Origin of the sequence: Legionella sainthelensi (genome assembly GCF_900637685.1) — a bacterium.
Lineage (GTDB): Bacteria > Pseudomonadota > Gammaproteobacteria > Legionellales > Legionellaceae > Legionella > Legionella sainthelensi.
On sequence record NZ_LR134388.1, the window covers coordinates 3,329,093 to 3,343,828 of the forward strand.

The window sequence follows — 14,736 nt, forward strand, 5'->3', positions numbered from 1 at the left end:
TAGCCTTATTGTTTGCTTAATCTAACGCAACCTCTAAATAACTTCGCATCACTGGCAAATTGCGTTTTATTATTGCAATAAGAAAAAGCAAATCTGTTATCTGTATATTCTAACTCTTCAGAACTATTAATGTTCTTATTACTAGAAGATTTATAGTGGTAAAAAGAAAATTCCGTTTGTTTGCTTACATGATAAAGCAGACTACCAAAAGCAGAACTGTTATCCTCAGTAAACTCCTCCTGATAAGCTAATAACACTTTTTTTAGCATTTCCAGTTCACTATAAGCACTATTGCTTTGATTGGTTTTAAATGTATTTATCTTGGCAAAGGGACACTGTAAAGGATAATAAACGCTATCAGACTGACCATTCAAGGCAGATGGAACCATAACTGTCGCTGTATATTCTAAGTCATAACATTCATGATAAATTTTCTGAATTGTTTTAACGGGAAAATATTGCTCATCAATGGCAGGTTTCACACCAATACCAGAGCCCATACAAATATTAAAAATGTATTTTGCTGTATCCATAATGAATGGTGTAGGTCTAAAACGATTAATACTTTTAGCACTGAGAAATAAATCATTACAAGAAGCATCATAGGTATTTTGCGTCAATTTTTTTCTTAACGACTCCGAGAAATATAGCTTTAGTTTGAGCCATTTATCATTATGTTTAACTTCATTAATAAATTGCTCAGAAAAATAAAGAATCTCGCTATACCAGTCATCGATAGTATTTTTATCTTTCAATATTTCTTTAAATACCTGGTAATGCTCATAAGGAGACTTGGGAGCTGTAACAGCAACATTAAAATATTTCTGAATTCTTGTATGCTTTCTTTTACAACCGATATTCGGTAATAAAAAGGACGAAAGAGCCCCAGAAGAAACAGAGAGTACATTGTTATCGACGGTCTGATCCTCATCAAAAATAACCTGCATATTAAAAATTGCACCAGGACCCTGTACACAGTCAGGAAAGATGCGATCATCTTCACCAAAATAATGCCACTCGCAAAACTTATCCAGTATTAAGCCCAAGGGCAAACTATTTTTTCCATAACCAAGATGGTTGAATAAATAATTATCGGTGTGCTTGCTGTCAATTTTTTCCATTTGACCGTTGGTGGTTGGGAGATAAGCATGATTTTTAATACCGAAATGTTCACCAAATTTATAACGAGCTACAAAGAATGGTATTTTTTTGTCAGGTTTAATTTCTTCAATAACACGATACATTGACTCATTGATTTTTTTTACTTTGTGTTTGATTTCATCCCATGAAACTTTAGTAATACTGTTCATTCCTAAACATCCATACAACAAATTAAATATTAATTATCCTGTCTTCAAAAGAGGATAATAGCAGAAAAGGATTAATTTTATCCATTTTAAATGTTAGAGTCACCTTCAAAAATAGTTTTAGGGAAAAATTATGTTGTCAGAAAAAATGCCTAAAGGAATAATGCCTCTTTATTTAATACAAGCTTTTTCAACCTTCTCCTATGCAATTCTATATTCCTCATTATCACTGTTTCTCACTAAACAATTAGGATTGTCCAATACCCTTTCAAACAGCATTGTCGGCTTATTTCTCGCATTTAACTATGTTCTACATTTACTCGGCGGAGTGGTTGGTGGACGATATCTAAGTAACAGATCTTTATTTTTGATTACCACAGCCATACAAACGATCGGTATTTTACTTTTGGCACTTTCGGTTAAGTCGTTGCTTTATATTGGACTGAGTTTATTCCTAGTAGGATGTGGCTTAAACACCACCGCATACAACAGTATATTGACACAACGCTTTGCGCCGGATGATAACCGCAGAGATAAAGCCTTTTTCTTGAGTTATTCTTACATGAATGTAGGCTTTTGCGCTGGTTACATCATCAGTGGCTTCTTTGATTACTCCAATCAATATCAAACTTTACTCTATACCAGCATAATTCCAAACGTAATTACGCTTTTGCTCATGTGGGGTTACTGGACAAATTTGAATGATCGTGACACTCCGTTGCTCAAAGTTAAAAGCAAGGCTTCACTAAACTTCAAAAAAACTATTGGCTGGGGAATTATATTATCTCTTATTCCATTCACCCTGCTTTGTTTTCATAAAGCTCAGTTTAGTAATGGAGTTGTAGTAGGCCTTAGCGTTATTATGTTTTTTGTCATTTTATATCTTGGCTACCAACAAAAATCGACTTTGGATAAGCAAAAGATAATGACTTTTCTAATACTGACAGTAACATCAATCTTATTCTGGATGATCTACTTCACAGGCCCAATGGGCATAACCTTATTTATTAAAAACAATGTTGATAAACATTTATTCCATTATAAAATGGCGACCCAATGGCTTTTGAATATCAATGCCATGGTGATTATTATCGGCGCTCCGTTGTTATCGATTGTGCTAACCCGACTGCAAGCAAAAGGATACAATGTATCAATAACCAAACAATTTGTTTGGGCATTTCTGATATTAGCAGGTTCTTTCTTCTTCCTATCCTGCGGCATCCTCTCTGCTAATAAACATGGATATGTTAGTGTGTATTGGGTGATGCTCCATTTTACCACGCAAGCAATTGCAGAGTTACTGATAGGACCAGTCGGCTACGCCATGATTGGTAAAATTTCCCCACCACATTTACAAGGCCTGCTCATGGGCACTTGGATGATGGTATCAGGCGTATCAGCATCGTTATCACATTATTTTTCTAATGCCATGACCAAAGGTGAGTCCACGAATCCATTGCTATCCAATAGCGATTACCAGCATGTGTTTAACCAGCTGGGTATGTGGGCACTGTTGGGCGCTGTTTTCCTTTACTTGATCGCCAAAAGAATTAAGCCTGTTATTGAGCCGAAAACAGATTCAGGATTACCAGAAGCGATAACAACCGCATAAAAAAGGAGTATCAAACGCAAACAATGATGCAAAATTGATCAGAATTGTATTTTACCTATGATCTTTTCCATGTAAAAAAACTAATTTTATCGATATCACGGCTATGGTTTACTGTTGTTCGACTGGACTATGTCGTAATAATATGAACGTGAGGGTGTTACATGGAATGTTTTATCGAGATTGCAGAACCCATTATTGATGTTAAGTTTCAATTAAAAAAAGATAGTCAGAAATATTTGATTGATTATATTCTGTCCTACAGTGAATTGGACTTTAAAAAACTAGCCCAAATACTCGAAGCCAGCCCCTTGATGCTCGGCCAAGTATTGGCTGGAAAAGAGTTCTTGGAACCTGCGAAGGCACATAACCTCTTTCACTATTTCACCATGCTGATTGCGCATTAATGGTAGGAGCCAACATCGTATTATTGTTAAAAACCATTTCAACTCGTTTATTTCCAGTAACAATCAATAGGTTGATTCACTTTATAAGCGGCTCCAACCAAAACAATGAAGCTCGTTTAATCCTATAGTTGAAATACTAATCCATTGAGAATATGGTAAATATTCATTGCTTAAGGCATACTTAAGTAAATAAAAAGCCACATCTCAAAATAACCGTAGATGTGTTATTAGCTATTAACAATACTAAAATAGTTAATATTTTATGCTTTATATCAGGAGGTAATTAAGGGATCGAAAAGCATGAAAATACGTGGTTTTATTCAATTAACTGCTATCATTTTATTTTTTGGATGGTGTCATCCTGTATTAGCGATCCCTCAAGGAAAACCACTGACCTTATCCGAAGCCGAGGCTCTTGCGCTTAATACCTCACCAGAGTTACAACGCTTCCAAGCTTTAAGACACGGTTTGCAACAACAAGCAATTGCAGACAGACAACTAAGCGATCCTCAATTAGTAGCTGGCATGGCTAATGTGCCTACGAATTCTTTTAGCTTAACTCAAGATGATATGACCATGGAACAAATAGGTCTACAACAAGCATTTCCCCGGGGACACTCCTTGTTAATGAAATCAAAACAAGACCAAGCTTTAGCACTGAGTGAGAAAAGAAAAGCCCAGGAAAAAGCGCTCACCTTGATACGAACCGTACGAGAAACTTGGTTGGATCTGTATTATTGGACGCAAGCGTTAAGATCCTTGCGAGCGAATCAAAAACTGTATAAAAATTTACTCAAAGTCTCCATATCGTTATATGAAACCCGCAAAGCCAATCAATCGGATGTGCTGCAAGTACAGTTAGAACTATCAAAATTGGATGATCAGGCAATTCAAATTCAACAACAAATAAGTATACTACGTGCACAGCTAGAACGATGGATTGGGCTTGAACAGGCCAGCCGTCAGTTAGCTCTAACATTACCACATTGGCCAAGCCCACCATCAATCAAGCTATTACAAACTCGCCTTCGTCAACATCCTATACTTTGTATTGATGCAGCCATGATAGCCGCAGCACATAGTGAAGTGGCTTTCGCTAAAGAGCAATATAAACCCGGCTGGGTACTCAATGCGGGCTATGCTAAACGACAAGGACACTTTGTTGATGGTATGTCGCGTTCTGACTTTGTGGGTGCCCAGGTCACAATAGACTTGCCTTTATTTACTACTAATCGTCAAGATCGGCAAGTCAACGCAGGGTATGATCGATTACTTGCCACCAAACTCGATCAACAAACTCATTATCGCGATTTAATGCAAGTACTAACAACTCAATACGCTATCTGGAATCGTTTGTCCCAACGTGAAGAGGTCTACAAAAAGCAATTGACTCCTGTAGCAAGACAAAGTGCTAAAGCTTCTTTAATCGCGTATCAAAATGCAACTACTGAGTTAACACAAGTATTGCGAGTTTATAGTAGTGAACTTACCATTCAATTAGAGCTTATCCAATTACAGGTTGAACGAGCCAAGTCCCGCGCGATCTTGCTTTATTTAGAAGGAGTAGTTGCATGAAGAAATACCCTTTATTGATTGTGGGATTAGCGCTTATTTTGGGTGTGATTTTGGGACGATACTCAGGGCATTTTACTCAAATGGATGAGTCGTCTAATCAAATAAAAGCTGAAACAAAACCGCTCTATTGGATTGACTCCATGGAGCCTACTATTCATTATTCAAAACCTGGTGTATCCAGAATGGGTATGAAATTAATACCAGTTTATCCTGATGATAATCAAAGCGAGGATAAATCGACAGTGCGCATTTCCCCTGCTGTAGTCAATAACTTAGGTATTCGAACGGCTCTTGTCACCAAAGGGGAGCTTGCAAAAGAAATTAGAACTGTCGGGTATGTTGAGGTGAACGAAAATGAAATATCACATATTCATACCTATGCCGATGGTTGGGTAAAAAAGCTTTTTGTAAAAGCAGTGGGAGATGTGGTAAAAAAAGGTCAAATTGTTTTGCAACTTTACTCGCCCACGCTCGTTAACGCGCAAGAAGAGTACTTGATTGCCTTAGCGAGTAAAAATCAAACTTTAGTTGATGCGTCTTATAAACGATTACAATCCTTTCATATTTCAGAACAACAAATTCAACAATTAAAAGAGAGTAGAAAATCAAGTCATTTAATTGATATTTATCCGCATCAAAATGGGGTAGTCACTATGCTCAATGTGCGAGAAGGCATGTATGTGACTAACGCAACTGAAATGTTGAGTATCGCTGATTTATCGTGTATTTGGATAATCGCACAAGTATTTGAAGAGCAAGCCAATTGGATAAAAGTAGGCGAGTCAGTTGAAGCCACATTAACGGCATTTCCTGGAACAGTATGGAAGGGGAAAGTAGAGTATATTTATCCTGATGTTGATTCGGTAACACGTACCTTGAAAGTAAGATTTCGTTTTAATAATCCCGAAGGATTATTAAAACCTAATATGTATGCCACGATTACACTATTAACCACGCCAAAACTAAATGTGATTAGCATACCTCTTGAAGCTTTAATTCGAAGTAGCGAAGGAGATAGGGTGATTGTGTCATTAGATGACGGACGTTTTCAGACGAAGTTAGTGACTGTTGGCATCGAATCAGGTGACAAGATAGAAATTCTTTCCGGATTAAAAGAAGGAGAAAAAGTCGTTGTATCAGGACAATTCTTAATTGATTCAGAAACCAATTTGAAAGTGGGTTTAGAACGCTTAAACACCTCCTCGATTCAGTCAAATACTAACCAAACTACTGCAGAAAAAAATACATCCATTCAAGGCAAAGGGATTATTAAAGCAATCAATGCTGCAACACACACAGTCACATTGCAGCATGAATCTATTCCAGCTTTGAATTGGCCAGAAATGACTATGGATTTTTCTGTCATTGAACAGGTCGATCTTATCCATTTTAAAGCAGGCGATCGCATTCAATTTATATTAGGAAAAGATAAAGAGAACCATTTTGTGATACAGGACATAAAAAGGTTATCGCATTAAAAGGACATGATGCATGATTGCAGGAATTATTCGCTGGTCGATACAAAATCGTTTTTTGGTTTTATTGACCTGCGTGATGTTAATGTTATGGGGAATCTACTCGGTCAAAAATACCGCTGTGGATGCTATTCCAGATTTATCGGACGTGCAAGTCATTATTAAAACAGATTTCCCCGGACAAGCGCCACAAGTGGTAGAAGATCAAGTCACCTATCCCTTAACCACGGCAATGTTATCCGTACCAGGGGCTGTTACTGTACGGGGTGAATCTGGTTTTGGTGTGTCTTATGTCTATATTATTTTTAAAGATGGCGTTGACCTGTATTGGGCACGCTCGCGTGTATTGGAATACTTAAGTCAGATTGCTAATCGCCTACCACAAGGTGCACAAACTGCTTTAGGTCCTGATGCCTCGGGAGTTGGCTGGGTATATGAGTATGCTCTTGTAGATACAACCGGCAAATATGATTTAGCACAATTAACCAGTGTACAAAACTGGCTTTTGAAATATGAATTACAAAAAGTACCAGGTGTTGCTGAAGTAGCTACGGTCGGAGGGATGGTTAAGCAATATCAAATTACCGTAGACCCTAATCAGCTGCGTGCTTTTGGGTTAACCATAGACCAAATCAAACAATCCATTCAACGAGCTAATCGTGAAGCAGGTGGATCTGCGATAGAAATGGCTGAAGCCGAATACATGATACGCGCCAAAGGGTATTTACAATCCATTAAAGATATTAGCCAAGTACCCGTTGGATTGGGAAAAAATGGAATACCTATTTTGTTGGAAGAGGTAGCCAACGTGCAATTAGGTCCGCAAATGAGGCGTGGTATTGCGGAACTCAATGGCCAAGGAGAGGTAGTAGGCGGCATCATTGTCATGCGCTTTGGCCAAAATGCCTTACAGACGATCGCTGATGTCAAAGCAAAATTGGCCCAACTCCAAGGAAGTTTACCCAAGGGTGTTAAAATTATTCCGACTTATGATCGGTCGAGTTTAATTACTCGGGCCATCAATACCTTAAAGGATAAATTAATCGAAGAATTTATTTTGGTTTCGTTGATTTGTCTCGCTTTTCTTTATCATTTTCGCTCGTCCCTGGTGATTGTCATTAGCCTGCCTTTAGGCATTCTAATGGCGCTTGTCGTCATGCATCTGCAAGGCATCAATGCCAATATCATGTCCTTAGGAGGTATTGCTATTGCCATAGGGGCTATGGTGGATGCGGCGATTGTAATGATTGAAAACGTTCATAAACACTTAGAGGACACGCCCGACACTGGTGAGAATCGTTGGCAGATTATAGAAAAAGCGATGCTTGAAGTAGGGCCTGCTTTATTTTTCTCTTTACTCATCATTACTTTTAGTTTCTTACCCGTATTTACTCTACAAGCTCAAGAGGGTCGCTTATTTGCCCCCTTAGCGTATACAAAAACGTATGCAATGGCTGCCGCTGCCTTTTTTTCTATTACCCTAGTTCCTGTTTTAATGGGTTACCTTATCCGTGGCAAAATAACACCCGAGCAAAAAAATCCATTAAATAGAGTATTACTCGCGCTATATCGGCCAATTCTTGATAGGGTATTGAAAGCACCAAAAACCGTATTAGCTATTGCAGGACTCGCGGTGGTTCTTGGATTGTTACCCCTCTTTTATCTTGGTGGGGAATTTATGCCTGAATTGGATGAAGGCGATCTACTTTATATGCCAACCACCTTTCCTGGGCTTTCAATCGGTAAAGCACAACAAGTCTTGCAACAAACCGACAAATTGATTGCAACCGTTCCTGAAGTAAAAACCGTCTTTGGAAAAATAGGTCGAGCCGAAACAGCAACTGATCCTGCTCCGTTATCAATGCTTGAAACAACCATTCAATTCAAACCAGTAAGTGAATGGCGGCCAGGAATAACCATGGAAAACTTGCGTGCGGAATTGGAATCACGTCTCAAATTACCCGGCCTCTCTAATGCTTGGGTGATGCCCATTCGTACTCGTATTGATATGCTAGCCACAGGCATTAAAACCCCAGTTGGGATTAAAGTTGCCGGCCCTGATTTAGGGGTGATTCAATCAATTGGTGAGAAAATTGAAACCGTACTTAAACCCTTACCTGGTACGGTTTCGGTGTTTGCAGAGCGCGTAGCGAGCAGCCGCTACATCACCATTGATATTAACCGACTGAAAGCCGCACGTTATGGATTAAACATCGCTGATATCCAAGATATTATTGAAACGGCGGTAGGCGGCATGAATATCACTCAAACGATTGAGGGACGCGAACGCTATCCAGTTAATATTCGCTACCCACGTGAAATTCGCGATTCATTAGAAAAATTACGCCTGCTTCCTATACTCACTTCATCCGGTGCAATCATTCCGTTAAGTGAAGTGGCCAGTGTCACGATTACTGAAGGGCCGGATATGATTCGAAGTGAGAATGCCAGACTGAATGGTTGGGTTTATGTGGACATTGCCGGACGTGATCTAGGCTCTTATGTTAACGAGGCCCAACAGCTTGTGAGCCAGAAGGTGAAATTACCAGCGGGTTATTCGCTGACCTGGTCAGGTCAATATGAGTATTATCAACGGGCAAAAGAACGCTTAAAGATGGTTGTTCCTCTAACGCTCGCTATTATCTTTTTCTTGTTGTATTTAAATTTCCAGGGCATTGTTGAGCCTATCATTATCTTGGCAACGCTACCTCTTGCGTTAGTTGGCGGCATTGGCCTCATGTATGTATTAGGCTATCACTTATCAGTGGCTAGTGGTGTGGGATTTATTGCCTTAGCCGGTGTTTCTGCCGAAACAGGCGTTATTATGCTGGTGTTTCTCAATCAAGCTCTACTCACACAGCAGCAACAAGCCCACCAAGAAAACCGTGATTTGACTGATGATGATATTGATGATGCAGTAATTGAAGGGGCATTGCTTCGGTTAAGACCTAAGATAATGACAGTAACCGCCATTATTAGTGGTTTATTGCCTATTATGTTATTAGGTGGTATGGGTTCAGAAATAATGCGTCGAATTGCAGCACCTATGGTCGGTGGGATGGTGAGTGCTACCGTGCTCACACTCATCGTAATTCCTGCAGTCTATCTATTATGGAAAAAAAGAACTATAGCGAAATAAATGGGCTTGGTTTAGAGCGCTAAAAAATGAGCAGGCCTAATATTGAGTTTTTTGCAATCAGCTTATGCCAACATAAATTTTTATCCATTAAGATAGAATCTTAAGCTCTGCCATGTCTACCGAATGCTTGAGGAATAAGAGTACGAGTTCCTAATGAAGATTCAGTCACTAAAAAAATAAGCAATGAGTTCTATTTTGCTCATTATGATCCTAATTATTCATCATCCACCCAATTAAATGATAAAACTATCACGCTACTCATTAACCCTTCATTTCCTGATCTTCAGAATGCCCTTTGTGTGAGTTAAGTAATCGCAGACCATTCCCAACAACAATTAAGCTCGCACCCATATCAGCAAATACTGCCATCCAAAGCGTTGCTAATCCTCCCAGAGCCAGAATAAAAAACACACCTTTGATTGCAAGAGACAAAGCAATATTCTGGCGAAGAATACGTGCCGTTTTTTTGCTTAAATCAATGTATAAAGGAAGCATGGCTAAATTATCATTCATTAACGCAACATCTGCTGTTTCTAAAGCGGTATCGGTACCCTTTCCCATCGCAAAACTAATTGTGGCTTTAGCCAAAGCAGGCGCATCATTGATGCCATCACCCACCATTCCCACCGTTCTATACTGTTCCAAAAGACGATTGATTGCCTGTAATTTTTCAGTAGGCAAGACATTCGCCTGCACTTCATCAATCCCCACTTCCTTCGCAATAGCCTTAGCCGTTAACGCATTATCACCCGTTAACATCGTTGTTTTAAGTCCTTGTTGGTGCAACATGTCAATCGCCCATTGGCTTGTAGCACGAAGCTTATCAGCCACTGCAAAAATCGCCAAAACTACTGATGAATTACTCAAAATAACGGTCGTTTTTCCTTCTTCTTCCAAGCGTTTAAGTTCTTGCTCTACTGCTAATGAGCATACCTTATTATCTTCTGCTAATTGATGATTTCCAACATAATATAATTCTTGGCCAATAATGCCTTGCACTCCCCGGCCGGGAAGGGCAGAAAATTGCTCTACTTCGAGCAAGGACTCATCAAGTTGATTTTGCCGCCAGTATTCAACCAATGAATGAGCAACTGGGTGTTCCGAATGACTATCAAGGCTTGCAGCAAGTGCCAGGAAGTATTCTTTGGGTTGATTTTTATCGTAGGAGATAAAATCAGTCACTACTGGTTTTCCTTCAGTTAAGGTGCCTGTTTTATCTAGAGCAATTATTTTTAACTGATGACCAATTTCTAAATAGCTGCCTCCTTTGATTAGAAGACCGTGCTGTGCTGCTGAAGCCAATCCGCTGACTACCGTCACTGGTGTGGATATGACCAAAGCACAGGGACAGGCAATCACCAATAGCGTCAAAGCCTTATATATCCAATCATAAAAGGGGTAACCAAACACCAAAGGAGGGATAAGTGCAATAAAGAGTGCAATCAAGACCATAATTGGAGTGTAATATTTTGCAAACTCATCGACAAAGCGCTGCGTTGGAGCCCGTTCACTTTGAGCCTGTTCAATGGCTTTACCAATTTTCGCAAGCAATGTATCACCTGAAGCTTTACTGACCCTAACTTCAAAAGTACCGTACTCATTTAAAGTCCCCGCAAACACATCATCACCTACTTGCTTGCTTACCGGCATGGACTCACCTGTAATCGGTGCTTGATTGACGCTACTTTGTCCCGATATTAATACCCCATCAAGCGGTATTCGCTCACCGGGTTTGACTTTAAAAATTGCACCAACTGCTATCCCTTCAACAGGCAAAGTCTGCCATTGACCATTATCCATCTTAATCTGAGCCTCTTCAGGTGCAATTTGCATGAGACTGCGAATAGCAAGACGAGCCTTATCTAAAGAATAACGCTCGATTCGTTCTGCAAGCGCAAATAAAACGGTGACCATTGCAGCTTCCGGCCAGGCACCTATAATCATAGCTCCTGTAATTGCAATCAACATCAAACTATTGATATTCATGGCTTTGGTACGCAATGCAAGCAAACCCTTTTTAAAAGTAGATGGGCCACTTAAGATAATGGCTAGCACAGCAGGAAAAATAACCCAAATTGATTGCTCTATTGCCAAAAAATAAGCAGTTAACTCAGAAAAAAGCGCTAAAAAACCTGCCACAGCAATAAATGGCCATGAGGAATCAACCCGCCTCTTCTCTTTCTTTGCTGATGAGATACTGCCCTGAGCGCGAACGCTCATGCCTAAGGTTTCGATTTGTTTTTGCAACACATCAATAGTAGAAAGACGATGATGCACAGTCACTTCTTCAGCAATGAAGTTAAAATCCAGCTGTTCCACTTCAGGAATCCTTTCTAGTTGCCGCCTGATTGATTGCTCTTCGGTCGGACAGTCCAATCCTGCAACAAAAAAAGTGGTTAAAGTTAGTGCCTTTGTCATAATGAGTCCCCGCATTGACCGTAAAAACGCACGCCATATGCCAGAGAAGCTCTACAGCATGGGCAGCTCAATCCCCTTAACTCAGGATTAATTAAGTAGTTACTTTGTTGGCTTGTTTGACCTTGATGAGAATTTCTGTATCCGCCATAATCTATACCAAGAACACCAAGCAGTCGTTTTAAAAAACTCATGTTAATTTTCCATCTCCTCAGTAAAGTGCTTGAGCATGTCCTCTAAAATACAACGTACATGAGCATCATAAATGCTATAGTAAATATGTTTCCCTTCGCGATTAGCGATTAAAAGTCGAGATGAACGCAATAAGTTCAAATGATGACTGGCTAAAGGCACTGAAAGTTGCAATTGCTCTGCCAATTCTGAAACAGATTGCGGGCCTGACAAGCATACTATAAGAAGCTTTAGGCGATTAGGTTCGCCCATCAAATGTAAAATATCGCTTAAGGTAGTAATTTGGTCTTGAGTTAGCATAGTCAATCAAATAGTTAAACAAGTATTTAACTATAGATATAGCCTGTTTATAGAAATTGTCAACGTTGAGTACGTTAATTGTTATGCTGCTGCTACGAATGTAACGAAAAGATAACTTACATCAATTCTATGCTCTCTCAAACCATTGTTGTAATTCCGAGTATAACTTAAGGAATCTAATCAACTTGATCATCAAGTAATACAAAATAGAGTTTACACTATTAATGATCTAACCAAATTAACTCCACATCCAATTATCTGGGCTTGCATTTCGCCGGAACCAACACGAACGTCTGCCCAATCTTCATTAAGTGCAATTAACTCAAACTGCTGAGCCTCTTTAGAGGCCGATAATTGCTTATACTTGCGAACAATGACTTCCTGTTCACACTCAATCAACGCCACTACAAAATCGCCAGGCTTATGGCTTGTTTCAGGATCTACGATAAGAACATCATTAATCCGGAATTCCGGCATCATGCTGTCATCTTTAATCTGCAGAGCAAAAGCATTTTTTCCAATACTATCACTGACAGCTGTACTGACGGGAATAAACTCAACTTTAGTATCAACATCCTCTTTGATTTTCTGGATGAATGCAGCTGGATCAATTGCTTGTTTGTAATCCAAGACAGGAATCAATGCCCCCATGCCAAGGGATTTTGTCATCTTCCCTTCACGGTTATCAGTTAAGCACATCAAATAAGAGGCAGAAACTTCCAATGCATCTGCCAACAATTTAATTTCTGTTGGGCCAGGGGTACGGTCCCCTCTTTCATAATTATTAATACGTGAAATTTTCAACTCACTGGTCAACTCAGCTAATGCTTTTCTCGTCAATCCTTTGGCCTTTCGTTCATTCATGATTCTTTGGCCGATTTTCTCTTTGATGTTCATACCCATTCCACGGTTTTTGGTTAATAAATTAATCCATTTACATATTGACTATAGCTCAATATGTGTTATTTTGAGATTTATTAACTACTCGTTTCGAGTAGTTAAGCTCGTTAAGAGCTACTTTTTATCTTAAGTTCTCAAAATGTTATCACATGTTTCATTGGGCGCTAAGACTTTTAGTTAAGGAATAACGGATTATTTATGTACTTTACAGTGAATGACAAAGAATTGGATGCGCTCTGTGGGCTTTCATATATCCAGCAAATTACCTACTTAAGAGGGATTCGACCCTACATGGATCGCAATACTTTCGTAGTAGGGATTAAGCGACGTATTAGTTACCAATCGCTGGCTGAGGTACTTTATATTGAACCCCATCAAGGCATTACAGAATCTGGAAGTCCTAGCCGTCAGCAAATTCGAAGAGCCGTTAAAGGGCTTGAACGCTCAGGTCTTATTGTCATTCAGTCTTTCGATAAACATCTTATTTTAAAATGTCTTTTAGCGGATATCAGTTATTGTGTCCAAAATAAACCCGGCACAAACCCGACACAGCAAGCCGACACAAAGCCGCATGCGAAACTCCCTATAAATACAGGGTATTCTGAGGGTGTAGGAGCAAAAGCCGATACAGATGAAATCCTAAAAGCCGACACACCTCTAATAAAAGAAAATAATTATATTTATTTATTACAACGCTTCGACCATTTCTGGCGTATGTACCCCGAGAAAAAGTCACGTGAACGTGCCTTTGAAATCTTTAAACAAATCAATCCAGATGAGCCTTTGCTGCAAAGCATGCTGCAAGCCCTGGATCAACAAATCATAACCCGTACAGCAAAAGAAGCTCATGGGGAATGGGTTCCAGCATGGAAATTTCCAGTCAACTGGTTGTCTCAAAAATGTTGGGAAGATGAAGTCAAAATCGAATTGACGCAGGAGAAACGGAATGAGAAGTGCGGCACAAATACTAAGAGCGGAGCCATTGATCCATTCTGGAACCCAGAAACAGGAGACGCAGCAATCACCGATGAAGACGAATACAAGCAGTCAAACGTCATCAACCTGCAATGCTACCGACAGTAGAAAAAAGTGTATTGAAAACTTGTTTACCCGCTTTGCAGTTTTTTATGGGCATTTGTGGCGTAGTCAGTTCAAGAGTGATGGTTTTTTAGAGTTTGCCAAGAAGGAGTGGTTGGAGGGCTTAAGCCAATTCAATGATGAGATTTTGAATCAGGTCATTATTGATTGCCGCGATCATTGCGAAATGCCTCCTACCCTGCCGCAAATGATTGGCTTTTGCCGGGATATTAAAAGGCGAAATGCTTTTTACGTCACGTCAAAGAAATATCAACCTGCCAGTAAAGAAGTGGTTGAAGAGAATATCAGGCAGTGCAAGGCCTATTTATTTAAATAACTT

The 14,736-nt window shown here is 39.5% G+C and carries 12 protein-coding genes; 7 read left to right on the forward strand and 5 right to left on the reverse strand.

Translation table 11 applies throughout. The features are described 5' to 3' along the window. Positions 1-5: 5 nt before the first annotated feature. The gene (locus EL220_RS14700; RefSeq protein WP_027269524.1) at positions 6-1,310 is read right to left on the reverse strand and encodes a hypothetical protein; all 1,305 of its coding nucleotides are present in this window, start codon (positions 1,308-1,310) and stop codon (positions 6-8) included. 130 nt (positions 1,311-1,440) lie between these two features. Between EL220_RS14700 and EL220_RS14705 the strand changes: the two genes are divergently transcribed. From EL220_RS14705 to EL220_RS14725, 5 genes are all read left to right on the forward strand, one after another. Continuing rightward, on the forward strand, positions 1,441-2,919 hold the full coding sequence (locus EL220_RS14705; RefSeq protein ID WP_035905532.1) for a peptide MFS transporter: 1,479 nt from the start codon (positions 1,441-1,443) through the stop codon (positions 2,917-2,919). A gap of 161 nt (positions 2,920-3,080) precedes the next feature. Beyond that, positions 3,081-3,323, forward strand: coding sequence for a hypothetical protein (locus EL220_RS14710; RefSeq protein ID WP_027269522.1), 243 nt, complete (start codon positions 3,081-3,083; stop codon positions 3,321-3,323). A 300-nt stretch (positions 3,324-3,623) separates the two neighbouring features. Continuing rightward, positions 3,624-4,898, forward strand: a complete 1,275-nt coding sequence (locus EL220_RS14715; RefSeq protein ID WP_027269521.1) for a TolC family protein — start codon at positions 3,624-3,626, stop codon at positions 4,896-4,898. After that, entirely contained in the window at positions 4,895-6,376 is a 1,482-nt protein-coding gene (locus EL220_RS14720; RefSeq protein ID WP_027269520.1) for an efflux RND transporter periplasmic adaptor subunit, read from the forward strand. The genes EL220_RS14715 and EL220_RS14720 overlap by 4 nt, the downstream gene beginning before the upstream one ends. A gap of 13 nt (positions 6,377-6,389) precedes the next feature. Continuing rightward, a complete protein-coding gene (locus tag EL220_RS14725; RefSeq protein ID WP_027269519.1) occupies positions 6,390-9,512 on the forward strand; it encodes an efflux RND transporter permease subunit in 3,123 nt (1,040 codons plus the stop codon). 261 nt (positions 9,513-9,773) lie between these two features. Here the strand turns inward: EL220_RS14725 and EL220_RS14730 are convergent, their stop codons facing one another. The 4 genes from EL220_RS14730 to EL220_RS14745 all read right to left on the reverse strand — a co-directional run bounded on the left by EL220_RS14730 (position 9,774) and on the right by EL220_RS14745 (position 13,316). Continuing rightward, entirely contained in the window at positions 9,774-11,930 is a 2,157-nt protein-coding gene (locus tag EL220_RS14730) for a heavy metal translocating P-type ATPase (protein WP_027269518.1), read from the reverse strand. Beyond that, entirely contained in the window at positions 11,927-12,121 is a 195-nt protein-coding gene (locus EL220_RS14735) for a hypothetical protein (RefSeq protein WP_027269517.1), read from the reverse strand. Before EL220_RS14735 ends, EL220_RS14730 begins: the two co-directional genes overlap by 4 nt. 1 nt (position 12,122) lies before the next feature. Beyond that, on the reverse strand, positions 12,123-12,419 hold the full coding sequence (locus EL220_RS14740) for an ArsR/SmtB family transcription factor (RefSeq protein ID WP_027269516.1): 297 nt from the start codon (positions 12,417-12,419) through the stop codon (positions 12,123-12,125). 213 nt (positions 12,420-12,632) lie between these two features. Then, positions 12,633-13,316, reverse strand: coding sequence for a helix-turn-helix domain-containing protein (locus EL220_RS14745; protein WP_027269515.1), 684 nt, complete (start codon positions 13,314-13,316; stop codon positions 12,633-12,635). A 201-nt stretch (positions 13,317-13,517) separates the two neighbouring features. Here EL220_RS14745 and EL220_RS14750 point away from each other — a divergent pair, with 201 nt between their 5' ends. Continuing rightward, positions 13,518-14,402, forward strand: coding sequence for a hypothetical protein (locus tag EL220_RS14750; protein WP_027269514.1), 885 nt, complete (start codon positions 13,518-13,520; stop codon positions 14,400-14,402). Between the two features lie 19 nt (positions 14,403-14,421). Further along, positions 14,422-14,733: a Vir protein gene (locus EL220_RS14755; protein ID WP_027269513.1), complete on the forward strand. Its 312-nt coding sequence runs from the start codon at positions 14,422-14,424 to the stop codon at positions 14,731-14,733. Positions 14,734-14,736: the final 3 nt, after the last annotated feature.